Annotated in this window: 22 protein-coding genes and 1 pseudogene; 15 read left to right on the top strand and 8 right to left on the bottom strand. The window is 63.1% G+C overall.

The features are described 5' to 3' along the window. Window positions 1-32: 32 nt before the first annotated feature. Window positions 33-542, top strand: coding sequence for a GNAT family N-acetyltransferase (locus EBN1_RS01335; protein WP_041646751.1), 510 nt, complete (start codon window positions 33-35; stop codon window positions 540-542). A 330-nt stretch (window positions 543-872) separates the two neighbouring features. Here the strand turns inward: EBN1_RS01335 and hflX are convergent, their stop codons facing one another. Then, the gene (gene hflX, locus EBN1_RS01330; RefSeq protein WP_041645482.1) at window positions 873-2,195 is read right to left on the bottom strand and encodes a GTPase HflX; all 1,323 of its coding nucleotides are present in this window, start codon (window positions 2,193-2,195) and stop codon (window positions 873-875) included. A gap of 505 nt (window positions 2,196-2,700) precedes the next feature. Here hflX and EBN1_RS01325 point away from each other — a divergent pair. From EBN1_RS01325 to EBN1_RS01295, 7 genes and pseudogenes are all read left to right on the top strand, one after another. Further along, window positions 2,701-3,954: a site-specific integrase gene (locus tag EBN1_RS01325; RefSeq protein ID WP_011236111.1), complete on the top strand. Its 1,254-nt coding sequence runs from the start codon at window positions 2,701-2,703 to the stop codon at window positions 3,952-3,954. Next, a complete protein-coding gene (locus EBN1_RS01320; RefSeq protein WP_011236110.1) occupies window positions 3,951-4,928 on the top strand; it encodes a tyrosine-type recombinase/integrase in 978 nt (325 codons plus the stop codon). Before EBN1_RS01325 ends, EBN1_RS01320 begins: the two co-directional genes overlap by 4 nt. Then, window positions 4,921-5,805, top strand: coding sequence for a tyrosine-type recombinase/integrase (locus tag EBN1_RS01315; RefSeq protein WP_011236109.1), 885 nt, complete (start codon window positions 4,921-4,923; stop codon window positions 5,803-5,805). The genes EBN1_RS01320 and EBN1_RS01315 overlap by 8 nt, the downstream gene beginning before the upstream one ends. A 48-nt stretch (window positions 5,806-5,853) precedes the next feature. Then, entirely contained in the window at window positions 5,854-7,092 is a 1,239-nt protein-coding gene (locus tag EBN1_RS01310) for a site-specific integrase (RefSeq protein WP_011236108.1), read from the top strand. Continuing rightward, the gene (locus EBN1_RS01305) at window positions 7,089-8,033 is read left to right on the top strand and encodes a tyrosine-type recombinase/integrase (protein WP_011236107.1); all 945 of its coding nucleotides are present in this window, start codon (window positions 7,089-7,091) and stop codon (window positions 8,031-8,033) included. Before EBN1_RS01310 ends, EBN1_RS01305 begins: the two co-directional genes overlap by 4 nt. Continuing rightward, on the top strand, window positions 8,030-9,028 hold the full coding sequence (locus EBN1_RS01300) for a site-specific integrase (protein ID WP_011236106.1): 999 nt from the start codon (window positions 8,030-8,032) through the stop codon (window positions 9,026-9,028). Before EBN1_RS01305 ends, EBN1_RS01300 begins: the two co-directional genes overlap by 4 nt. Before the next feature lie 156 nt (window positions 9,029-9,184). Beyond that, a pseudogene (locus EBN1_RS01295) lies at window positions 9,185-9,388 on the top strand (integrase); the annotation flags it as partial. Window positions 9,389-9,756: 368 nt separating this feature from the next. Here the strand turns inward: EBN1_RS01295 and EBN1_RS01290 are convergent. The 3 genes from EBN1_RS01290 to EBN1_RS01280 all read right to left on the bottom strand — a co-directional run bounded on the left by EBN1_RS01290 (window position 9,757) and on the right by EBN1_RS01280 (window position 12,354). Then, window positions 9,757-10,995, bottom strand: a complete 1,239-nt coding sequence (locus tag EBN1_RS01290) for a hypothetical protein (protein ID WP_011236105.1) — start codon at window positions 10,993-10,995, stop codon at window positions 9,757-9,759. 391 nt (window positions 10,996-11,386) lie between these two features. After that, window positions 11,387-11,827, bottom strand: a complete 441-nt coding sequence (locus EBN1_RS01285; RefSeq protein WP_041645476.1) for a carboxymuconolactone decarboxylase family protein — start codon at window positions 11,825-11,827, stop codon at window positions 11,387-11,389. 65 nt (window positions 11,828-11,892) lie between these two features. Next, window positions 11,893-12,354 carry a carboxymuconolactone decarboxylase family protein gene (locus EBN1_RS01280; RefSeq protein ID WP_011236103.1) on the bottom strand — a complete coding sequence of 154 codons (462 nt, stop codon included), beginning with the start codon at window positions 12,352-12,354 and terminating at the stop codon, window positions 11,893-11,895. A gap of 108 nt (window positions 12,355-12,462) precedes the next feature. Here EBN1_RS01280 and pdxR point away from each other — a divergent pair, with 108 nt between their 5' ends. Further along, window positions 12,463-13,869 carry a MocR-like pyridoxine biosynthesis transcription factor PdxR gene (pdxR, locus tag EBN1_RS01275; protein ID WP_011236102.1) on the top strand — a complete coding sequence of 469 codons (1,407 nt, stop codon included), beginning with the start codon at window positions 12,463-12,465 and terminating at the stop codon, window positions 13,867-13,869. 133 nt (window positions 13,870-14,002) lie between these two features. On the opposite strand, the gene EBN1_RS01270 is transcribed toward pdxR, so the two are convergent. After that, window positions 14,003-14,647 carry a rhomboid family intramembrane serine protease gene (locus EBN1_RS01270; RefSeq protein WP_011236101.1) on the bottom strand — a complete coding sequence of 215 codons (645 nt, stop codon included), beginning with the start codon at window positions 14,645-14,647 and terminating at the stop codon, window positions 14,003-14,005. A 195-nt stretch (window positions 14,648-14,842) separates the two neighbouring features. On the opposite strand from EBN1_RS01270, the gene ilvD reads away from it, so the two are divergent. From ilvD to EBN1_RS22950, 5 genes are all read left to right on the top strand, one after another. After that, window positions 14,843-16,546 (top strand): dihydroxy-acid dehydratase, encoded by a 1,704-nt coding sequence (ilvD, locus tag EBN1_RS01265; protein WP_011236100.1) that lies wholly within the window; start codon window positions 14,843-14,845, stop codon window positions 16,544-16,546. A 48-nt stretch (window positions 16,547-16,594) separates the two neighbouring features. Continuing rightward, window positions 16,595-17,260, top strand: coding sequence for a cytochrome P450 family protein (locus tag EBN1_RS01260; RefSeq protein ID WP_011236099.1), 666 nt, complete (start codon window positions 16,595-16,597; stop codon window positions 17,258-17,260). A gap of 91 nt (window positions 17,261-17,351) precedes the next feature. Continuing rightward, entirely contained in the window at window positions 17,352-17,786 is a 435-nt protein-coding gene (gene tnpA, locus EBN1_RS01255) for an IS200/IS605-like element ISAzo20 family transposase (protein ID WP_011236098.1), read from the top strand. 71 nt (window positions 17,787-17,857) lie between these two features. Then, window positions 17,858-18,370 (top strand): cytochrome P450, encoded by a 513-nt coding sequence (locus EBN1_RS01250; RefSeq protein WP_241762786.1) that lies wholly within the window; start codon window positions 17,858-17,860, stop codon window positions 18,368-18,370. Between the two features lie 84 nt (window positions 18,371-18,454). Next, window positions 18,455-18,667 carry a VOC family protein gene (locus EBN1_RS22950; protein ID WP_422103722.1) on the top strand — a complete coding sequence of 71 codons (213 nt, stop codon included), beginning with the start codon at window positions 18,455-18,457 and terminating at the stop codon, window positions 18,665-18,667. A gap of 845 nt (window positions 18,668-19,512) precedes the next feature. Here the strand turns inward: EBN1_RS22950 and EBN1_RS01245 are convergent. The 3 genes from EBN1_RS01245 to EBN1_RS01235 form a co-directional block, all read right to left on the bottom strand. After that, window positions 19,513-20,648 (bottom strand): IS3-like element ISAzo18 family transposase gene (locus EBN1_RS01245; RefSeq protein ID WP_085938645.1). Its coding sequence is split into 2 segments (ribosomal slippage): window positions 19,513-20,396 and window positions 20,396-20,648, totalling 1,137 coding nucleotides; the frame shifts between segments, so codons are not numbered across the junction. A gap of 24 nt (window positions 20,649-20,672) precedes the next feature. Further along, the gene (locus tag EBN1_RS01240) at window positions 20,673-20,981 is read right to left on the bottom strand and encodes a hypothetical protein (RefSeq protein ID WP_049780141.1); all 309 of its coding nucleotides are present in this window, start codon (window positions 20,979-20,981) and stop codon (window positions 20,673-20,675) included. Between the two features lie 132 nt (window positions 20,982-21,113). Further along, window positions 21,114-21,518, bottom strand: a complete 405-nt coding sequence (locus tag EBN1_RS01235; protein WP_041645469.1) for a nuclear transport factor 2 family protein — start codon at window positions 21,516-21,518, stop codon at window positions 21,114-21,116. Window positions 21,519-22,070: 552 nt separating this feature from the next. Between EBN1_RS01235 and EBN1_RS22945 the strand changes: the two genes are divergently transcribed. Beyond that, the gene (locus EBN1_RS22945; protein ID WP_422103704.1) at window positions 22,071-22,196 is read left to right on the top strand and encodes a hypothetical protein; all 126 of its coding nucleotides are present in this window, start codon (window positions 22,071-22,073) and stop codon (window positions 22,194-22,196) included. The last annotated feature ends 124 nt before the right edge of the window (window positions 22,197-22,320 follow it).

Genomic DNA, 22,320 nt, shown 5'->3' with positions numbered 1-22,320 from the left:
AGAAGCGTCTGTTGCCACCTACAGTGACCCACATGACGAAACTAATCATCCGTTCCGAAGCTCCAGAAGACGCTGCGGCAATCGAGGCCGTAACGGAATCAGCTTTTCGCCACGCGCCTCATTCGGACCACAACGAACAGTTCATCCTTGCGGCGTTGCGCGATGCCGGCGCGCTCTCGGTTTCGCTGGTCGCTGAAATGGATGGGGTAATCGTCGGGAATGTCGTCCTTTCACCGGTTTCCATATCCAGTGGCGCGGCAGGATGGTTCGGGGTGGGGCCTGTATCGGTCATTCCCGAGCTGCAGGGACGCGGCATCGGGGCGCAACTGATGCGCGAGGCGCTCGCTCGGCTTTCCGCACAAGGTGCATCAGGCTGCGTTGTCCTTGGTGACCCTTCCTATTACAAGCGATTCGGTTTTGCGAACGAGGCCGGTCTCGTGTTGCCAGACGTGCCTCCCGAATACTTCATGGCACTGTCGTTCGGACAACCGATGGCGACTGGCACGGTCACCTATCATCACGCATTTGGCATGACCAGGTGATTGGTGGGTCTGGGTCGAAACCGTCAGATCGAGGCGGTCGTGATCTGCCGTTCAATCCGCGTGAGAACTGGGCGGCCAGTGTAAGCGCGCATTGCCGCCCCTCATGTTGTGCGAGCTGGCAGGCAGTTTCGGCCGAACTGCACTATCTGGCAATCGGGCAAATGGCAGCGTCGAGCGGGCGCTCGAATGTCGGCTCTGAAGCCAAGGGGACCGAACGGAAGTGGCCGAACGAGCTTCGCGGCATACCGCTTGGCAGCGGAGCGCAGCGCCGGTCTGTCAAACTGGACGGGCGCTGGTTCTTCGCTCGCTTGTAGAGCCGATACCCTCAGCTCATCGCACCTGCTCGAACTGCTCGCGCAGGCTCTCCACGGTGTCGCGCTCCCCGCGCACGTGGAAGAACGCGCCCTCGTCGTCCGCCCGCTCGTCCACCACCTCGCAATTCGCGTAGATGTCCTTGCGCCATTGCTGTGCCGACCAGGGAAGGAAGAGTTCGGCGGCGACAAGGTCCTGCTGGAAAAAGGTGACGATCCGCTGGCGCAGCTTCGCCACGTCTTCCGGACGACGGGCGCTCATCACGACGCAGTCCGGGTACTGCGCCCGCAACGCCGCTTCGCGTTCGGCTTGCGCCTCGGCATCGCCGACGTGGTCGATCTTGTTGAAGACGCGCAGGCGCGGCAGCACATCGGCGCCGATTTCCGCCAGCACCTGGTCCGTGACCTCCCGCTGGCGCTCGAAACCGGGATCGCTGGCGTCGATGACGTGGAGCAGTAGCGAGGCATCCAGCGCTTCATCGAGCGTCGATTTGAATGACGCGACGAGCCCGTGCGGCAGGTTCTTGATGAATCCGACCGTGTCGCTGACGAGCACCCTCGGCACGCTCTCCGGGTAGATGACCCGCACGGTGGTGTCGAGCGTCGCGAAAAGCTTGTTGGCGACCAGCACCTCGCTGCCGGTGAGCGCCCGCATCAAAGTCGACTTGCCGGCGTTCGTATAGCCGACGAGCGCGACGTTCGCAACGCTCTGACGCCCTTGCCGACGCGCGCGCTGCGTCTTGCGCTCGACCTCCATCGCATCGATTTCCTCCTGCAGTTCGGCGATGCGGTCTCGCACTTTGCGTCGGTCGAGCTCGGTGTGCGACTCGCCGGCGCCCCGGCCGCCGGTGCCGCTGCGCTGCCGACCTTGCGGTCCCGCGAGCTTCGCCGCCTCACGCAGGCGCGGGGCCATGTAGCCGAGGCGTGCGATCTCCACCTGCGCGCGGGCTGCGCGGGAGCGCGCATTGCGATGGAAGATTTCAAGGATGACCATCGTGCGGTCCGTCACCTCGCAGCCCACCTCCAGCTCGAGGTGGCGCGCCTGCGACGGCGAAATCTCGTGGTCGACCAGGATCACGTCGATCTCGTGGGACTTGCCGTCGACGACGCCGCCGGCGTCGACGAACTCGCGGATTTCCTGCCGCTTGCCGGTGCCGAGGTAGGCGGTCGTGTCGAAGCCGGAACGCTTCTGGATGAAGGTGTGGACGACCGTCAGCCCCAAGGTCTTCGCAAGCTCGCGCAGCTCGGTCAGTGACGCCTCGAACTCGACATCGCTCACGTTCGGCAGTTGGACGGCCGCGGCGACGGCGTACGTGGGCTTTCCCTGGACTTCGCTTTGCATTCGGAGATTACGTCTCGTGAGTGGGCAAAGCCGGATAGTACACTTCGGCGACGGCCTATTCGGTGAACTTCGCCAAAGCACGTATCCTTGCGTCCGTCCCGATTCGGTCGAGCTCCGCAGTGCGGTCCCCGCGCGCGTTCTTTCCCCTATCCGCCCGCAACCGCAACCCCCTATCAGAGCCCTGACTTCATGATCACCCTCAAGGACGTCACCCTTCGCCGGGGCGCCAAGGTGCTGCTCAGCCGCCGGCCAGACACGCCCGATTGAGTGGCGGCAGTGCTGCGGAAAACCGTCCCACGGCGTTCAGCGCCGTCGAACGGCAGGTGTCCAATTGATCGAACTGGCGGTATCGACCCCTATGTGCAGGACGCAACTATGCGCAGTTCCTGCAGGGGGCACTTGATCCAACGAGCCGTGGCCCGGTGTCCGACGGGCTCGGTCATCGCAATCCTCGACATAGTTTCCGCTGCCGAGTGCAGTGGTGGCTCCACCTCAGGAGACCACCATGGGAAACACACGATCGCCTCGACCCGCCTGCATCGACTGGCTCGCCGAAGGGCCTCTCGCGCCTCATGTTGATGCATTCAAGCAGTACCTGACTGACCGCGGCTACGCCAAGACTACGTTCGTCAATTGCGTCGGCAGCGTTGCCCACTTCGCTCAGTGGATGCATGACGGTCGCCTGCCCGTCAGCCAAATCAATGAGGCGGCCATCGCCGAGTTTCTTGACGATCATCTTCCGAGATGTCGTTGCACCGGCGCTGTTCACCGTGATCGACGCAATTTGAGCGCCGCCCTCGCGCATCTGCTGGCGGTATTGCGAGCAGAGGGCGTAGTTGCCCCGCCAACGATGCGCACAACGCCAGTGGACGAGGAGCTGCGTCGTTACGACGAGCACATGGACCATATACGCGGTCTGGCCCCCAAGACCAGAAGCTCGGCTTTGCGTATCGTGAGACGATTGCTGGTTACCCGTTTCGGCGAGGACGAGATCGACGTCGCTGCCGTCAGGCCCGACCATGTGCGGCGCTTCTTCGCGCAGCAAGCCAAGCTCTACAGCAAGCCGGCAAACGCTGGCACGGTGGTGGCAGCGCTGCGCGGGTATTTCCGCTACCGCGCTTCGCTTGGCGACGCCGTGCACGGCCTGATCGGCGCGGTCTCGTACCCTGCCAACTGGCAGTTGGCTTCACTTCCCAAGACCCTGACTACAGAAGAAGTCGAGCAGCTGGTCGGCTCGCTCGGTCAGGCGGGGCGCTCCCTGCGGCGTGCCGACGCCATCGTGCGCTGCGCCCTGGATCTCGGGCTGCGCAGCGGTGAAGTCGCCCGACTCAGCCTCGACGACATCGACTGGCGCGCGGGCACGATCACGGTACGCCACACCAAGGGTCGCCACGACGACGTGCTGCCGCTACCGGTGACCACGGGCGCCGCTATCGCTGCCTATCTGAAGCACGAACGCCCCAAGACGCACAACCGCGCGATCTTCGTCCGCCATGTGGCACCACGCGATCAGCCGGCCGGTCCCGACCTTGTGCGCAAGACGATTCGTCAGGCCTTCAAGCGCGCCGGCTTGCCCTACACGCGCTCGCACCTGCTTCGCCACACGATGGCCAACAGGTTGTTGGCGGGAGGGGCCTCCCTCAAGGAAGTCGCCGATGTCCTACGTCACCGCTCGCTGAACACCACCCTCATCTACGCCAAGCTCGACAGTCGCAAGCTTGCCGAGGTCGCCTTGCCTTGGCCGGGGAGCGCAGTATGAGCTCCGCGATCTCCGTGCAGACGCACGTCGAGCACTATCTGGCCGAGCGTCGTGGCCTGGGCTTCGCCTTGAGCACGCCGGGTTATGCGCTGCATAGTTTCGCCCGTCATGTTGAAGCCGTCGGTCACCACGGCCCGTTGACCGTGGAGGTCATGGCCGACTGGGCGCGGCGTGATAGCCACGCCAGCACCGATCCGAGCACCTGGGCGCGCCGGCTCAAGTGCTTGCGTTCCTTCACGCGCTGGCTGCAGCAGTTCGAGCCGCGCACCGAAGTCCCCGATGACGCGATCTTCGGCCGGCTGCCGCAGCGGCAGGCTCCGCACATCTACAGCGAAGGCGAGATCGTCGCGCTGCTGGCCGCGGCCCGGCGGCTGGGAGCGGCGCCCGGTTTGCGGGGGCTCGTCTACGAAACCCTGTTCGGTCTGCTCGCCAGCACCGGCCTGCGCGTCTCGGAAGCGGTGGCGCTGAGCGACACCGACGTCGACCTCAAGTACGGCATGCTCACCATCGTGCGGACCAAGTTCGCCAAGTCGCGCTACGTGCCCATGCACCCGAGCACCGTCGAAGCGCTGCGTCGCTATCGCTGGATGCGCGACCTCGTCATCGAGTCTGCGCGGGCCGATGCACCGTTCTTCGTCGTCACCCGCGGGCAACGGCGAGGCTCGCCCCTGACCAGGAACGAGGTAGAACGCGTCTTCGCCGGCCTGCGTAAGCAACTGGCCTGGAACAACCGCGGCACGCACCATGCCCCGCGCATCCACGACCTAAGGCACACCTTTGTCGTGAGACGGATCGTGCAGTGGCAAGCCCAAGGCGTGGACATCGATCAGGCGATGCTGTCGCTATCGACCTATGTCGGGCACGCGATGGTGACCAATACCTACTGGTATCTCTCGGCGGTGCCGGAGTTGATGTCGTTGGCCGCAGGGTGCTTCGAGTCGTTCATGTCGCAGGCGGAGGTGCCAGATGCGTAATACCGCCACCCCGAAGCCGCCGTCATTTGCCGCGCTGGTCCAGCAATTCTTCACCGAGTATCTGGTCGCCCAGCGGGCAGTCAGTCCGCGCACGGTGGCCTGCTACCGCGATGCGCTGATGTTGTTTCTTGACTTCGCCGCTCAGAAATTGGGTAAGACACCGACCGCCTTGCAACTGGCCGACCTCCAGCCCGATATGATTTTGGCGTTTCTGGACCATCTGGAACACGAGCGGCACAACGCCATTCGGACCCGCAACTTGCGGCTGACCGCAATGCGTGCGTTCCTGAAGTTCGCCGGCCGACGTGACGTGGCATCTCTGTACGTCGTCGAACGAGCCTTGGCGGTGCCCATGAAGCGTTTCGAGCGGCCCATGGTGGGCTTCCTCACGCGGGAGGAAATGGTAGCGGTGCTCGGACAGCCCGGAGCAACTTGGTCCTCGCAGCGTGACCACTTGCTGTTCGCATTGCTCTACAACACCGGCGCACGGGTTTCCGAAATCATCGGCGTACGTGTGATCGATGTCGTGCTCGACAGCGCGGCCTGCGTCCACCTGCGTGGCAAAGGGCGGAAGCAGCGATCGGTGCCCTTGTGGAAGACGACGGTTCAAGAGATCCGCGCCTGGCTGCGGCTGAATCCGACACGCCGTGGCGAGGCCGCCTTGCTACCCAATCGTGATGGACAGGCGATGTCCCGATCCAATGTCGCCCAGCGCTTGAAACTCGCGGTCGCCCGCGCGTCTGAAGAGGAGCCCAGCCTCTTGAAGAAGCATGTCTCGCCGCACGTGCTGCGCCACTATCTACCCTTCCTGACTATGTCTCGTTGTGCCGCTAGATCCCGAAGTTTCAAGTACTTGCAGCAGCTTAGAGAAAGATAATCTGGACTCCTCTCAGCACCCCCCGTAATTCGGGGAGAGGAGTCGATCATGACCTACTTCATCCATGAGCAAGTCGTTCTATCGCGGCCGCCTGAAGGGCCGCTGGCGGCACACCTTGCGTCATTTGCGAACTTCGTGGGCGAACAGGGGTACAGCGTTTTTTCGCTGAGGCGGCACGTTCGGATCGCTGCAGGTTTTAGTCGATGGCTTGGACAAAGCGGAATCCAGGTGGACAGCATCTGCAGTGCGCACGCCGTCGAGTATTTACGTGATCGCGCCCGGTATCTGCGACCTGGTCGCGGTGATACGGCGGTGCTTCAACACCTCATTACCTTTCTGCGCCGTGAGGGCGTGATTCCGCAGGAGAAGGTCGAGCCCACCCGACTGACCGCAGTTGAGCACTGTGTCCAAGACTATGCGCAGTATTTGTGCGAAGCACGTGGTTTAGCCACAGCAACGATCATCAACTACGTGCCGTTCGTCCGGGAGTTTCTCAAGCAACAATTTGGCGAGGAAGGCGCCACGCTCTCGCGCCTGAATGCCAGCGATGTCGTGAGATTTGTGCAGGGCCAAGTTCCGCGCCTGCATCTGAAGCGCGCGAAGCTCATGACCACCGCGCTGCGCTCCTTCCTGCGCTATGCGCGTTATCGTGGCGACGTCACCCGGGATCTGGCCGCCGCCGTACCGGTCGTGGCGAACTGGTCGATGACGTCGATCCCGCGGGCGATCGCAGCCGAAGAAGTCCGTCAGTTGCTGGGCAGCATCGATCGGGATCAGCCGACAGGGCGCCGTGACTATGCCATCTTGCTGCTGCTCGCACGACTGGGCTTGCGTTCGGGCGAAGTGGCATTTCTCGAACTCGATGACATCGACTGGAACGCAGGACAATTGCATGTACGCGGCAAAGGTGGCCAGCGAAACGAGTTTCCCTTGCCGGTCGAGGTCGGCGAAGCGATCGTCGCCTACCTGCACTCGGGGCGCCCGCGTAGCGCCAGCCGTCGCGTATTCTTGCGTACCAGAGCGCCGAACCGCGGTTTCCAGGGAGCGTGCGGTGTGTGCTCCCTGGTCCGGCACGCGATCGAGCGCGCCGGCATCCACGCCCCTACGAGGGGGGCGCATCAGTTTCGCCACGGATTGGCCACCGAGATGTTGCGCCAGGGCGCCTCGCTGGGCGAGATCGGCGAGCTGCTGGGTCACCGCCATCCACAGACCACGAAGATCTACACCAAGGTCGACCTCGAGGCATTGCGCACCCTGGCTCTGCCGTGGCCCGGAGGTGCGCGATGAACACGCTGCGACAGGCCGTTCAAGAGTACCTGAGTCTGCGGCGCGCTCTGGGGTTCAAGCTGCGCGAGGCGGGCAAGGCGTTACATGACTTCGTCACGTTCATGGAGCGGCGCCGCGCCGACTATGTAACGCATGAGTTGGCGCTCGCCTGGGCGCAACAACCTTCAAACGTCCAACCGGCGCACTGGGCGCAGCGACTGAGTTTCGTACGCGGATTTGCTCGCCATCACAGTGCCACGGACCCACGCACGCAGATTCCGCCGCCGGGCTTGTTGCCGTTTCAACCCAAGCGAGCGCGCCCGTACCTGTACTCGGATGAGGAGATTCGGCGCTTGCTGGGCGCGGCGCTCACGATGCCGTGCCGTTATGAACGCGGTGCGCTGCGCCCGTGGACCTTCCATGCCCTTTTCGGGTTACTGAGCGTCTCGGGCCTGCGCCTGGGCGAAGCCCGCAACCTCCAGCTTCAGGACGTGGATCTCGAGGCGGCGGCGTTGACGATTCGCGGTGCCAAGTTCGGCAAGTCTCGACTCGTACCTTTGCATGGCTCCACCTGCGAAGTACTTGCCGACTACATCGCGCGACGCAACCGTCATTGGGAGGCACGGCCGGTGTCCTCCTACCTGTTCGTATCCAGCTCGGGCAATCGTTTGGACGGCGGCGATATTCACCGAACTTTCTACGCCTTGTCGCGGCAGATTGGATTACGCGGGGTATCGGACAGTCACGGACCACGCCTGCACGACATGAGGCACGCATTTGCGACAAATACCCTCGTGCGCTGGTACCAATGTGATCAAGATCCGCAGCGTCAGCTGCCGATCCTGTCCGCCTACCTCGGCCATGTCCACGTCGAGGATACGCAGTGGTACTTGAGCAGTTCTCCGGAACTGATGCGCGAGGCGATGCGCCGGCTCGAGCGGCGCTGGGAGGATCGGCCATGATCACCCCTGCCAGCTTTGCTGCGCTGTTGGAGCGTTTCTTTACCCAGCGCCTGATGCAGCAACGCCAAGCGAGTCCGCACACGATCAGCTCCTATCGCGATACCTTTCGTCAATTTCTGAAATTCGTTCAGCAACGGCTGCATAAGTCACCGTCACGGCTGAGCCTGGAGGAGATCGATGCCCCATTGATCGTGGCGTTTCTCGATGACTTGGAGAAGTGCAGACGGGTGAGCATCCGTAGCCGTAATCTGCGCCTCACTGCGATCCACTCCTTCTTTCGTTACGTGGCATTCGAGGCCCCCGAGCATTCCGCGCAGATCCAGCGGGTGCTCGCCATCCCCAGCAAGCGCTTCACGCGCAACTTGGTCTCGTTTCTCGCACGTGCCGAAGTCGATGCCTTGCTGGCGGCTCCGGATCAGCACACGTGGTCTGGCCGGCGCGATCACGCCTTTTTGCTGGTGGCGGTGCAGACAGGGCTACGTTTGTCTGAAATGACCGGGCTCAAACGCGACGACCTCATCCTCGGGGCCGGCGCTCACGTGCGCGTGGTGGGCAAGGGTCGCAAGGAACGCTGTACGCCGCTGGCCAAGTCCACGCTCACCGTGTTGAAAGCCTGGCTGCGCGAGCCGCAACGCGGAGAGGGCGACGTGCTCTTCCCCAGCGCCAAGGGCGAGCGTCTCAGCGTCCACGGCGTGCAGTACTTGCTGAACAAGCATCGCTTGGCGGCCTCGGAGGCGTGCCCTTCGTTGACGCAGAAGCGAATCACTGTTCACCGCTTGAGGCACACGATGGCCATGGACCTGCTTCAAGCGGGCGTTGATCGTTCGGTGATTGCCTTGTGGCTCGGACACGAATCGGTGGAGACCACGCAGATCTATCTCGATGCGAACCTCGAAATGAAGGAGCAGGCCCTTGCGAAGACAGCTCCACCCCACGGCACGCCCGGGCGCTATAAACCGGGAGACCAGCTCCTGAACTTCTTGAATAGTCTGTAGGGCAGACAAAAACTATGTCGGGTGATGTGTAAGGCACCACGCAAGGCACCACGCGATTTGTCGAACGATCGTGAAAGCTCCTCTGGGTCACTCGACATAGTCAGGAAGGGTAGATAGTGGCGACTATCTCTTCAGCGACATAGGAGGCACACGACGGCCATGCATCTGCTGCAAGCGGGTGTGCCCTTCAACGTGATTTCCCTATGGCTTGGTCACGAAAGCGCCACGACCACCCACCGCTACGTCGAGGCCGACCTCGCAATGAAGGAGAAGGCACTCGCACGACTGGACCCACCCGACACCACCATCCGTCGGTTCCAGGCGCCTGACTCGCTCATGCGCTTCCTGCAGACCCTTTGAAACTATGCGCAGACGGTGCCGGCCCAAATCCTCGCCGAATCAAGGTCGGCACCGACAATATCCAGCCAACTGCGCATAGTTGCGTCCTGCACATAGGGGTCGGGTTGCGACCGACAACTCTTCGAATTCATCGCCGGAAAGCCGCCGTTGGAGGTTCGGTTCCCGTAAGCGGCCGCTCGCTGATGAGTCAGTTCGACCCAATGCCGCCGTTGACTTTTGACGAAAGCTGTCGTTCAACGTCGCCGTTCAGCGGCGGGTGGCGCAGCGGACCGTCCGCTGCAACCGGTTGTTGGGCGGCCTGCGCGTAGAGACAAGCTCCCGGCTACGCGGGTGAGGAATACTGCGACACAAAAAATGGAAAGCAACGATCATAGGGCAGCGTTTAGGTAGGCGATTGCTCGGCGTTCGGGGGCTAGGCGAGAGAGGGCAGCTTTGGCGACGCTACTGTCCAGGACGGCGGATGCCAATGGGCCGACGATCTCTGATGTGCCAAGCGTGGCGACAGCGAGCGCGGTCCGCCAGACCAACGACACCGACGGTTTCTCCGCGAAGGAAATGACTTTTTGCGTTGGGAGGGACGCAAGGTGGTCCTGCAGGAACTGCCTGCCCAATGCGTTTGCGGCCTTCGGTGTCGCCCCTTGGCCGAGGTTGTCCTCCAGATGCTTCTTGCACTGGGCAGTTAGCAAGCGAACATGTGCGAAAACGGATTCATTGCGGCGCATATCCCAGAGCGTGTCCAGATCGATCTCGCCCGCTCCGCCGAAGGGTAGGATACTCACCGATAGCAAGTCACTCGCCGGAGACGTAGCTGCATCGCCGTCGAAGCTCAGCGTCCCTCCGATCCGAGCCATCGCGTCCGTCAGGTAAACAGGGTCCAGGCCCAGGAGGCGGGCATTGAGCCAAGGCACAAGGACTTTCTCGAACTCGTGCGCTGGGATGCCGTCCTTCCATACCTCCCCAGATGGGTCAACGATACGCAGTCGCTCGACATGACCATTGAGCTTGGCCGGCACGTTGGCATACGGAAAGGTCGGCGTGATGTAGTACGGCATGAACACTAGCGCGTTAGACCAAATGAGGTCGCGCAGTTCGGCCAGGATGGGCAGATAGGCTCGTATCCGGGCGATACTCATATCAACGAGCGACACCACGTTGGGGTCAGCCCGCCAACCGTTGCGGCTGACTGTGTCGGCGACCATATCGAAGCAGTAGTAGAAGTTATCTTTGACAAATACCGAGTCCGCCAGCAGTAGATGTTTCTTTAGCGGATTGAGAAACTCAGAAACCTGCTCGCGAGTGATCCGAGGGTTTCCGGGGAGGAACGCTCTGTAGCCGAGCAGCGGCGTTTCGACGAAGCGTTTCTGCAGGGCCTCTGCCCAGTCGTGGGCGATTGAAGGCTCGAAGTAGAGCCGGACGGCGTGGGCCGGAGCTGCTTGTGCATCGAGATATGCGTTGGCGAAGCCGCTCTTCATCGCAGCGAGATAGTGCTTGGAGAAGTCGATCCATCGCTCGGGATCGATGCCATCGAACTCCCCTAGAGTTTCCGGCCTGAGTTCGGCGTCGAAATACTTCTCGATAATATCGATCGGGTTTGGCGAAGTTTCCATCGGGGTTGTCCTCTCACGCCGAATCTACACGGCTGGGCAGAGTTGGTCGGAGCCGCCGGGCGCCAGTCATCCAGTGAGCCGCAACGCGAGCAAAACCAAACCCGCAAAGCTGCTTGCAATCTTTGTAGTGGATACCGACGACAAAGAACTGACAACGTTCAAGTAATCAACTTGACCAGGTGGTCCCAAGTCTCGGGCGCCGCCGGCACAGTGAAATTGTGGGCCGGGGGCGAGCCCTCAGCCCACGCGCGATGGTGCCGTGATCGCCGACAGCAGAGGGAAACCGAACTCGCTGCTCTTCGCCTTGTCGCCGCGTGGGCTGGATTCGAAGAACAGCAGTCTGCTCGCACTCACTGCGAATCGTTTCTGAAACGATCGGCCGACGCCGCCTTTACAGCGCTGGCGGCGTGCGCGACGCAATCATGAGGCGATTCCAGGTGTTGATCTCACCAATGCACAGCGTGAGGTTGGCAATCTCCTCAGTGCTGAACTCGGCCTTCACTTGTTCATAGACCGTATCCGGCACCTCCTGTCCGGCAAGTGCTGTCACCGCATCGGCCCAAGCCAGTGCCGCCCGCTCGCGAACACTGAAGACCGGCGATTCCTTCCAGGTGGCGACGAGATTGATCTGATGTTCGGTGAGGCCGTACTTTCGCGCCAGCGGAATATGCATGGCGACGCAGAAGCCGCAACCGTTCGTCTGCGACACGCGTAGGCGCACCAGTTCGAGCAGGCCGAGATCGAGACCGGCGCCCTGCACGTAGGTGTGCAGCGCGTACATGGTTTTATAGCCCTCGGGGATAAGTTTGGTGATGTCGAATCGCTGTTCCATGTGTTCAACCTGTAATTGAAGCGACGCGAACTGCCGTCGTCGGGTAGAAAAAATTCGAACCCTTTTCAGGACCTGGCTGCAAGAACCGCTTCCGGTGTGCGACGGAAGCTGATCGCGAGGCGGTTGTAGGCGTTCATCAAGCCGATGGCCATCGTCAGGTCAGCCAGTTCCTTCTCGTTGAAGATGCGGCTGACGGCTTCGAGCTCGGCATCCGGAACGCCGGTCTGCGCCACCCGGGTCACCGTTTCCGCCCACGCAAAGGCTGCCCGTTCGCGATCGCTGAACAGTTCCCCGGCCTCCTGCCACACCTGCACGAGCGCCAACTTCTCGACCTTCACCCCTTTCTTGACGAGGTCGCGAGTGTGCATGTCCAGGCAATAGGCACATCCATTGATCTGGCTCACGCGCAGATAGACCAGGTCGACCAGCACGTCATCGAGCCCGGATTGCATGACGTAGCCGTAGACGCTGCCGAAGGCTTTCACGCCACCGGGCGAGGTTTTCGTGTAATCCAGTCTTTCACTCATTTCAAAAACCTATTTCTCGGGAGCACGGGATCGTGTGGACAGGAGTATGTAGTCGCTGAGGTTCATTAAAAAGAACCAAAAACGTATATTCAGGATGTACCATGGAGCATGGCGAAGATCCTCGATCTCAAGCTCGATCGAACGGCCGGGACCTCCCTGGCCGAACAGATCCGCATCGGCGTCACGGCAGCGATCGACAGCGGAGTGCTCGCGCCCGGCGCACGATTGCCCTCGTGGCTGGACCTCGCCGCACAACTGGGCGTCGCACGGGGCACCGTCAAGACCGCTTACGAGCGATTGGCGGATAAGCAGCTCGTCGTCTCGTCGCGTTCCGGCGGTACGCGAGTGGCGGACCATCCGGCGAAGCGCGCAGCTCCGGACCCGTCCAGGACGGCGGATGCGTTGCCGCAGTTGTACCAGGACTTCCTTAGCGGGACAGCCGTGTTCCAGAACGGCGTGCCCGCCTCGGACAGCTTTCCGGTCGCACTTTTCGCCCGATTGCGCGCTCAGGCCGCCCGCGCCGAAGTCGCCGCTCCGCTCGTCTATCCTGATCCGCGCGGCGAACCCGAACTCAGACGCGAGATTGCGGCGCATCTGGCACTTTCGCGGGGTATCGAATGCCGTCCGTCCCAGATCTTCATCACGGCGGGTTTTTCCGGCGCACTCGGCGTCGCGCTCAGGGTCCTCCAGCCGGAAGGGCGATCCGCCTGGGTGGAGAATCCCGGTTTTCCTCCCAGCCGCAAAGCGCTTGAAATCGCTCGGCTCGCCCCGGTCCCGATCCCCGTTGACGACGACGGCATCGACGTTGCTTACGGCATGCAGCATGCGCCGGATGCGGCCTTGGCGCTGGTGACGCCCGGGCAGCAGGCTCCGACCGGAGTCCCGCTGTCGCTCGCCCGCCGGGTTCGACTGATCGAATGGGCAACGCGCGCCGGCGCATGGATTATCGAGGATGACTATCTCGGTGAGCTCCAGCTAAAGCGCCGGGCGGCCCCCGCGCTGGCATCACTGGACAGCAGCGGACGTGTGGTCCACATCGGCTCGTTCAGCAAGACGATCAGTCCCACGCTGCGGCTCGGCTTCGTCGTCGTGCCTCCTGCCTTGGTGCCGCAATTTGCCGAAACGGTCCTGTGTCTCGCTCCCGCTCCCGGTCCCGCGGTGCAGTGGGCAACGGCGGAGTTCATGCGCGACGGGCACTACATGCGGCATCTACGTCGCATGAAGCGCGTATATGCTGGTCGGAGTAATGCGCTCCTTGCAATGGTGCAGTCCATGGGATATCCCGCCCGTCCGGCAGGCCTCGGCGTACTGCTATGGCTACCCGAAGGGGCGCGCGACAGCGTTATCGCCCGAGAAGCACTGGCCTTCGGGCTGGCGCCGTCTCCACTGTCTACGTGGTTCAGTCCCGCCGGAATTCAACGCCCGGGGCTTCTTCTCGGTGTCGCCACAACACCCGAAGCTCATCTCCCCGTCGCATGCGATCGTCTACGTCAACTCATCCAGACGTTCTCCTGACGCAGCGTGATGTTGTCGTGAATACGAGTGGGGGCGATCCATCGCGGCGGCGCGGCGGCAGAAGTGACCGCAAGGGACGCTCTCGCGGCGCTTCACGCGCGGGTGGCCGGTTTTCGTCGCGCCATGCAATGGATCATTCGCGCCCGCCTTCTTCGTCCTCCCAGGCATAGCGGCGGCGAGGCGGGATATCGAGACGCCGCAGCGCTATCGCCGACAGCGCGCCGATCAGGCCACCTGCCAGGTGAGTTTCCCACGACAGCCCCTGCTGAATCGGTAGGACTCCCCAGGCCAGACTGCCGTAGAGAAAGTACACGAGCAGGGACGCGGCGAATGCGCGCCGATCGCGTCGGATCACGCCGGCCAGGAAAATGTGAGCGACCAAACCGTAGACCACACCGCTCGCACCGATATGGACCGATGCGCGGCCGAGCAGCCACACCGCGGCGCCGGGGCCGAGGAAGATCGCCGGGAGTGCCCGGACGGCCGAGCCCGGATAGAGGTGCAGCATCGCCGTAAGCAACACCAGCAGCGGCGCCGTGTTGGCGATCAGGTGGCCGAAGCTGCCGTGCAGCAGCGGCGCCAGTACGATGCCGGGCAGTCCGCTCCACTCGCGAGGGCGCACGCCGAACCGCTCGAGGCCCAGGTCGAGCGCCGTGTTCACCGACTGGATCAGCCACAGGAAAGCGACCAGGCAGAGCGCGATCCTGAACGCGAGGCGGAAGCTCGCGCGGGCGCGCTCGGAACTCGTGTAGGCTGGGTCGGGAATGTCTACGTCCATCGTCCTTGCCTCATCGGCCGACTTCGGCCCGCTATATGCGCGTCTTGCTTCATTCTAGGCTCGCTCGCGACCTCGGCGGGCGGCGCAGCCGGCCAGTGCGGCCGTGGGCGCCTCGGCCTATGATTTACAGGAACATCGGGGCGCGGCCGATGCCCTGAAGCCGGGGATGCGAACCGCTACCAGCAAGGAGACGATATGTCCGACCCTACCCGTCCAGCCCGGATCGATGAACGTTCCCGCAACGTGACCGAAGGCGTGATGCGGGCGCCCAATCGATCGATGTACTACGCGATGGGCTATCGGGAAACTGATTTCGGCAAGCCGATGGTTGGCGTGGCGAGCGCACATTCGACGATCACGCCCTGCAACAGCGGGCTGCAACCGCTGGCCGATACCGTGGCCGCGGCCTTGAAGGAGGCCGGGGCCAATCCGCAACTGTTCGGTACTCCCACCGTGTCCGACGGCATCGGCATGGGCACCGAGGGCATGAAGTATTCGCTGGTATCGCGGGAAGTGATCGCCGACAGCATCGAGACCTGCGTCAATGGGCTGTGGCAGGACGGGGTCGTCGTGATCGGCGGATGCGACAAGAACATGCCCGGCGGCATGATGGCGCTTGTCCGCACCAACGTGCCTGGAATCTATGTCTATGGCGGCACGATCAAACCGGGGCATTACAAGGGCAGGGATCTGAACATCGTCTCGGTTTTCGAGGCGGTGGGGGAATTCATCGCGGGGCAGCTCGACCCGGTCGATTTCAAGGAAATCGAAAAGCGCGCCTGCCCCGGCAGCGGCTCGTGCGGCGGGATGTACACGGCAAACACGATGAGCGCCGCGTTCGAGGCGCTCGGCATGAGCCTGCCATATTCTTCGACGATGGCCAACGAGGACGCTGAGAAGCTCGCGAGCGCCGCGGAGTCCGCCCGGGTGCTGGTGGAGGCGATCAAACGCGGCCTTCGCCCGCGCGACATCGTCACCCGGGAGGCGATCGAGAACGCTGTCAGCGTGATCATGGCGACGGGAGGCTCGACCAACGCGGTGCTGCACTTTCTGGCGATTGCCCACGCGGCCGAAGTGCCGTGGACAATCGACGACTTCGAGCGCATTCGGCGTCGCGTGCCGGTCATCGTCGACATGAAGCCGTCCGGGCGCTACCTCGCGACCGATCTCCATCAGGCAGGCGGCATCCCGCAGGTGATGAAGCTGCTGCTCGACGCCGGGCTGCTGCATGGCGCGTGCGTCACGATCACCGGGCAGACGATCGCGGAGGTCCTGGAGAACGTGCCGGCGGCACCGCGTGCCGATCAGGGCGTCATCCGGACGCTGTCCGATCCGCTGTACGCGGAGGGCCATCTGGCGATCCTCAGGGGCAACCTCTCGCCGGAAGGCTGCGTGGCGAAGATTTCGGGCCTGAAGAATCCCGCCATCACCGGCCCGGCGCGCGTCTTCGACTCCGAGGACGACGCGATGGCGGCGATCATGGCGCGCCGGATCGTGGAGGGTGACGTCGTGGTAATCCGCTACGAGGGACCCAAGGGCGGCCCCGGCATGCGCGAGATGCTCGCCCCGACGTCGGCGCTCGTCGGGCAGGGGCTGGGAGAGTCGGTCGGGCTGATCACTGACGGCCGCTTCTCGGGAGGCACCTGGGGCATGGTCGTCGGCCACGTTTCCCCCGAAGCGTTCGTCGGTGGCCCGATTGCGCTGGTTCGCGAAGGGGACTCGGTCACGATCGACGCGCACCGGCAGCTCGTCCAGCTGAATGTCGGTGATGAAGAGCTCGCGCGCCGAGCCGCCGACTGGACGCCGCCGTCCCCGCGCTACACCCGCGGCGTGCTGGCGAAGTTTGCGAAGTTCGCCAGTTCCGCGAGCAAGGGCGCGGTTACCGATCTGGACTTGTAGGTGTCGGCATCGACCGCCGTCTGCCTGGAACGCATGGAGGGGATAGGGATGACCGACCACATGCCTGATGATCTGTCTGCCACTGGCAGGGACCTGAGGGCCTACACCGACGAGTTGCGTCCCCGGCACGGCGTCGTGCGCAACGCCCAGGGCGAGTGGGTGTTGCTGAGACACGAACTGGTCGTGCAGGCTGCGCTGAGCGATGACCGGTTTTCCAGCGCGGTGTCGAGCCATCTCCACGTCCCGAACGGCATGGACTCGGCCGAGCACACGGCATACCGGGAGGCCGTGGACGGCTTCCTCACCCCGGAGGCGCTCGCGCCCTTCCGTGAGCGATTCCGTCGGGTGGCGACCGGCTTGGCCGCGTCGCTGCCCAGGGGCGTTGCCGTCGACGCCGTGTCCCAAGTGGGCGTCCGGTTTGCGGTCCGGGCGCAAAGCGCGTGGTTGGGCTGGCCGGCCGATCTCGAAGATCGCCTCGTGGACTGGGTTGCCGAGAACCATGCCGCGACGCGCTCGGGCGATCGGTCGTGGACGCAGCGGGTGGCGGAGTCGTTCGACGACCTGATCCGCTCCGTGCTCGAGCCGCGCCGCGGCGCTGCGCACGAGGACGGCGCAGACGATGTCACCGCCCGGCTCATGCGCACCGAAGTGAACGGCCGGCCGCTGACCGACGCGGAGATCGTGTCGGTTCTGCGTAACTCAGTAATGAGGTAAGCCCCCGGCTTTGCCGGGGGACTCACAGAGGTTTGACCTATACGACGGTCAGCGTGAATTTTCGATCTCCGCCAAGAGAAGGAGATTCACGATGAAAGAGTATCAGAGCCTGAGTCACACGAGATGGGACTGTAAGTATCACGTGGTGTTCATACCGAAGAGGCGCCAGAAGAAGCTGTTCGGGGCGTTACGTCGGCATCTTGGGGAGATGCTCCACGAGTTGGCGGCACACAAGGAGTCGAAGATTGTGGAGGGGCATCTGATGGGCGATCACGTGCACATGTGCCTGAGCATTCCTCCCAAGTATGCGGTCTCAAACGTGGTCGGGTATCTGAAGGGCAAGAGTGCGATCCAGATCGCGCGACGGTTCGGCGGCCGACAGAAGAACTTTACTGGCGAGAACTTCTGGGCGCGCGGCTACTTCGTTTCTACGGTTGGTCTGGACGAAGCGATCGTGCGGGCGTACATCCGCGCTCAGGAAGAGGAGGACGAGCGTTACGATCAGATGAGGCTTCCGATGGCGTAGCCGCCAGGGGCGGCCCACGGTTTCATGGGCGCCTTTGAGGCGCTCACAAAATCAAGCCACCGGCTTTGCCGGTGGTATTTGACTGGACGGGTGGGGACCTGGGCTCCATCGCACAGTGTATTGGCGTGCTGGTCCATTACTTGGCGACGCACCCAGCTGTGCAGGATTATCTGCGCTCGGGCGTGCCTGACGCCGAGATCGATGCCATCATTGATGAGATCCTTCGGATCGACGACCCGTTCGTGTCCAATCGCCGCGTGACGACGTGCCCTGTCACGATCGGTGGCGCGGAACTGCCGCAAGGCGCACGCGTGAAACTGAACTGGACGTCCGCGAACCGGGACGAGGCGGTCTTCGGCGACCCGGACGCCATGGATCCGGAGCGCAACGCCGACCGAAACCTGGTGTACGGCATCGGAAGGCACGCGTGCCCCGGACGCTTGCTGGCGACGCTGGAAATGCGCATCGCGATGCAAGAACTCCTCGCCGCGACGTCGTCGATTGCACTCGACTCGCAGCGGCCAGCCGAGCGGGCCGTGTCTCCAGTTGGCGGCTGGGCCATGGTACCGATCGTGCTGGCGTAACCCCGTTCGCCTTGGCGCATGAGTTGGATGCTGGCACGTGCCACCTACCATTAACTCGGCGCCCGCAGATGTTGTTGCCGTGGGATTTCAGGTTGGACCAACGACCAGACTGAAACGGACCTCCTGTGGAAGGCGACTGTAGAAAATGACGGACAGGAAAGCGCATGCGGCGAGTGCAAAGACAAGTGGAGACTGTTGTGGCAAATCAGGCCACGCGCCCTGACAGCCGCCATCACCGATCCTGATCCAGCTGCGGCTCAGCGCGTTCGAAGCCATGATGGGGATGAGAAAGATTGATATCGCTGCGATCGGGCCGCTCGGCACGGCTGATGCGGATGCCGTGTCAGCGACGAACGGCAGGTCGCGGTGCTCGCCGAGCGAGAAATCCCGCCTGCTGCCGGCCGGTCACCTTCTCTCGACAACGGACTTTCGAATGGCTGTTCCGCTCCGAGACCTGCCGGATGCTGTGCTTCAGCATCTCGGCCTGAACGGCCGTTGGTCTTGTAGCCTGAGTCGGGCCGCAATGTGCCGGACAACCGCCGTTCAGCCGCTGCTGACGGTCAATGGCGGCTTCTGCGGCCGATGAACTCGAACTTTCGACCCATTGCCGTCATCGAGACTGGCGCGACGCTGTCGTTCAACGTTCTGTTTCAGGGACGCGCCGCTTGCGGCGCGCCCCCTGCAAGTGATGGCTGGGCGGCATGCTCGCTAAGCACAGATTGCGGCAGCATTATTGGCTGAAGTAGGCTGAGCGCTTCGTTCTCACCGAGCGAACCCTGCATAGAACTCATAAACGGCCACGGTCCCGCTCCCCAGCATTCGTGCCTTCTGGTGCAGCCGCTCAAGCACCCCCTCGCTAACTCGCCCGTAGACTTCGATCTTCGATAGGTCGATGAGAGAGGTGGCCCCGATTGTCTGGACAGGGAATCCGGTTCGATAAGTGGAGCCTTGCCGGTTAGGGCCGGGGGCCCGAGGTCTGGGTTGGTTTTGACTTTCTCATATTTTATAAAAATCGGTTCGAGCTCGGTGGAGCTTGTGGGCGAAGGGCTGCGCGGTGGGAAAGTCGTCAGACTTTTCCACGGCAAGCGGCCCGGTGCGCGAAGCGCATCGTCCATAAATCCACGGAGCCAGCCTTTGTGCCGTCATGCCGCCAGCGGCGTCTCATCGCGGAGCGCGCCGAAGTACGCCTGGTCGGGGGTGCGCCCGTCGTGAGCGCGGTGCGGCCGGCGTTCGTTGTAGAAGCGCAGGTAGGCGCCCAGGTGGGCCTTGGCCTCGGCGACGCTGTCATAGGCCTTGAGGTACACCTCTTCGTATTTCACGCTCTTCCACAGCCGCTCGACGAAGACGTTGTCGCGCCAGCAGCCCTTGCCGTCCATGCTGATCTGGATGCCGTTGTCTTTGAGCAGGTCGGTGAAATCGGTGCTGGTGAACTGGCATCCCTGATCGGTGTTGAAGATCTCCGGGCGGCCGTAGCGATGCAGCGCTTCGCGCACCGCATCGAGGCAGAAGTCGGTGGTCAGCGTGTTCGACAGCCGCCACGCCAGCACTCGGCGCGAGGACCAATCGATGATGGCGAACAGATACACGAAACCCTTGCGCATCGGGATGTAGGTGATGTCGGCGGCCCACGCCTGGTTGGGGCGTTCGATCTTCAGATCCCGCAGCAGGTACGGATAGATCTCGTCACCGCGGCGGCGCCGGGACGTGTTGGGCTTGCGATAGAGCGCCTCGATGCCCATGCGGCGCATCAGCGTGCCGACGTGCTTGCGCCCGATCGCATGCCCCTCGGCGCGCAGCAAATCCCGCAGCATCCGCGCTCCGGCAAACGGGTGCTCGAGATGCAGTTCGTCCATCCGGCGCATCAGCGCCAGATCGTGCGCCGACACTTCTCGCGGCGTGTAGTACATCGACGAGCGCGCCAGACGCAGAATCCGGCATTGCTGCGTCAGCGGCAGTTCATGGGTGCGGTCGATCATTTTCTTGCGCTCAGCAGGCCCGCCTTGGTGAGCGCGCTTTCTAAAAAATCATTCTCCAGCGTCAGCTGCCCGATCTTGGCGTGCAGCTTCGTCAGATCCGGTGCGGCGGTCGCGGTCGCCGAGGCGTCACCGAACACGTGCGCGGCGCGCTCCATCAACTGGCTCTTCCAGTCGGCGATCTGGTTCGGATGGACGTCGAACTGCTGCGCCAGCTCGGCCAGCGTCTTGTCTCCTTTGAGCGCGGCCACCGCCACTTGCGCCTTGAACGCCGGCGAGTGGTTTCGCCGTTTCCTTCTCGTCATGCTCTTGCTCCATTTCAGGGCCGCTCACGCGGCCATCGCTGGGGCAAGGCTACCACCTATCCGGCTGTCCGAATTTCCGGGGCCCGCTCTGAGATGCACGAATTTTCGGAACTCGCCGCTACCTACATCCATGTGGAATTCAAGCGATTCCGAGTTGGGATGAACGGCGACGACGGTCATCTGTGTTTGGGTCTCATCGAGGAAGAAGCCATACGACGTTAGCTGCGGCATATTCGCTTCCACGAACGCGGCCAAGCCTTTCATGGCCACCTTAAGTTCCTCGAGTTTTCCGTCGCGGATCGAGGAGGTGTCGATATAGACGATGGGGTGCATTCATGCTCCTTCGGCGCGCACAAGGCGCCGACGTTCGACTTGAGCGGCAGACGCAAGCAGGCGAAGCTTGCCGGCGGAAGACGTCCGATCGATGGAAAGGTTGCGCGTCATGGGCTCGGCGCCCCCGCAGACTCAGCCCTTCGGGCTACCGAGAGGCGGACGGTTCTTGCGGTAGGAGTTCTTCAGCACGATCTTGCCGTCTCGAAAGGTGAACAGATCACAACCCTGTACTTCGACGCGAGTGCCGTCCGCCCGCGTTCCCGTGAACGTCCACTCGGACACTCCCCTGTCCGCGTGGACGAAATGGCGCGCGTTGCCCCAGTGAGCATCGGGGAAGGTTGCCCAGACTTCAGCGAAGCCAGCCCGCACTGCCTCACGGCCCGCGTAGCGGGTGCCGCAGATTTCCGGGCCTGCAGAGGCTTCAAAGACACAGTCATCGCTCATGAACGACATGAGGGCCTCAGTATCATGGCGATTCCACGCCTCGGCAAAGGCTTGTAAGACCTCGATGGTGACCGCTGCCTTCACGTTCGGCATGACTTGACCTCCTTCGTCGCGCCCACCCACGATGATACTCCTGACGCCCAACGTTCGACTTGAGCGGCAGACGCACGCAGGCGAAGCTTGCTTGGCAGGCGAAGCTTGCTTGTGGCGGTCCGCTCGATGGAGGGGTTGGACGTTACTCGCGCCAGCACTGGAATTTTCGCTTCGCTTGAGGCCGGTGAGGAAAGCAGACTGCGCGATAGCTCTGGACAAGCTCGCCCCCTCGCGAACACCCCCGGGGGTGGGTTTCCGACGCCGCCGACGGCTATCCACCCGCTCCAAGCAGTACTGTCGCTACGAGTGGTTGCTGCGACGGGTGAAGGCGGCGCAGTAGGTTGCGAGGGTGCCGTGGGTACCGGAGACGACGATTGAGGCTGCGCGGTCGGCGGTTGCTGTGACGGGCCTTCGGTTTGAGAACCGCCGCGGCCGCAGGGGACTCGGCCGCCACCCTGCGCGCGCTGATCCGACACGGCGCCCGCCGCGATCTTCGGGCTGGATCACTTCAGCGTCGAAGCTGATTTCGCGAGCGGCAACCTCGTTCGCCTGTTGCCGCAGCGGTTGCTCCCGACCGGCGGCGTGTATGCCGTGCATCCGCCCGGGCAGCGTACGCCGCGCAAGGTCAGGGCCTTCATCAAGTTCTACCGGACGGTAGGCGGCGTGAGGCGGGCCTGATTTGGCTCCCGGACCCTCGCTCGCCGTGCGGCTGTCGCGAACGACCGGTGTGTGTGGCGCGCGCGAGGTCGCTCCGCCGATCAGGGCGACCGGCCACTTGCCGGTGGCGTCTCATGGTCTATTT

It is taken from the genome of Aromatoleum aromaticum EbN1 (assembly GCF_000025965.1).
Taxonomy (GTDB): domain Bacteria; phylum Pseudomonadota; class Gammaproteobacteria; order Burkholderiales; family Rhodocyclaceae; genus Aromatoleum; species Aromatoleum aromaticum.
Note: the sequence above shows the minus strand (reverse complement) of the source record. Positions and strands in the feature narration are given on the sequence as shown.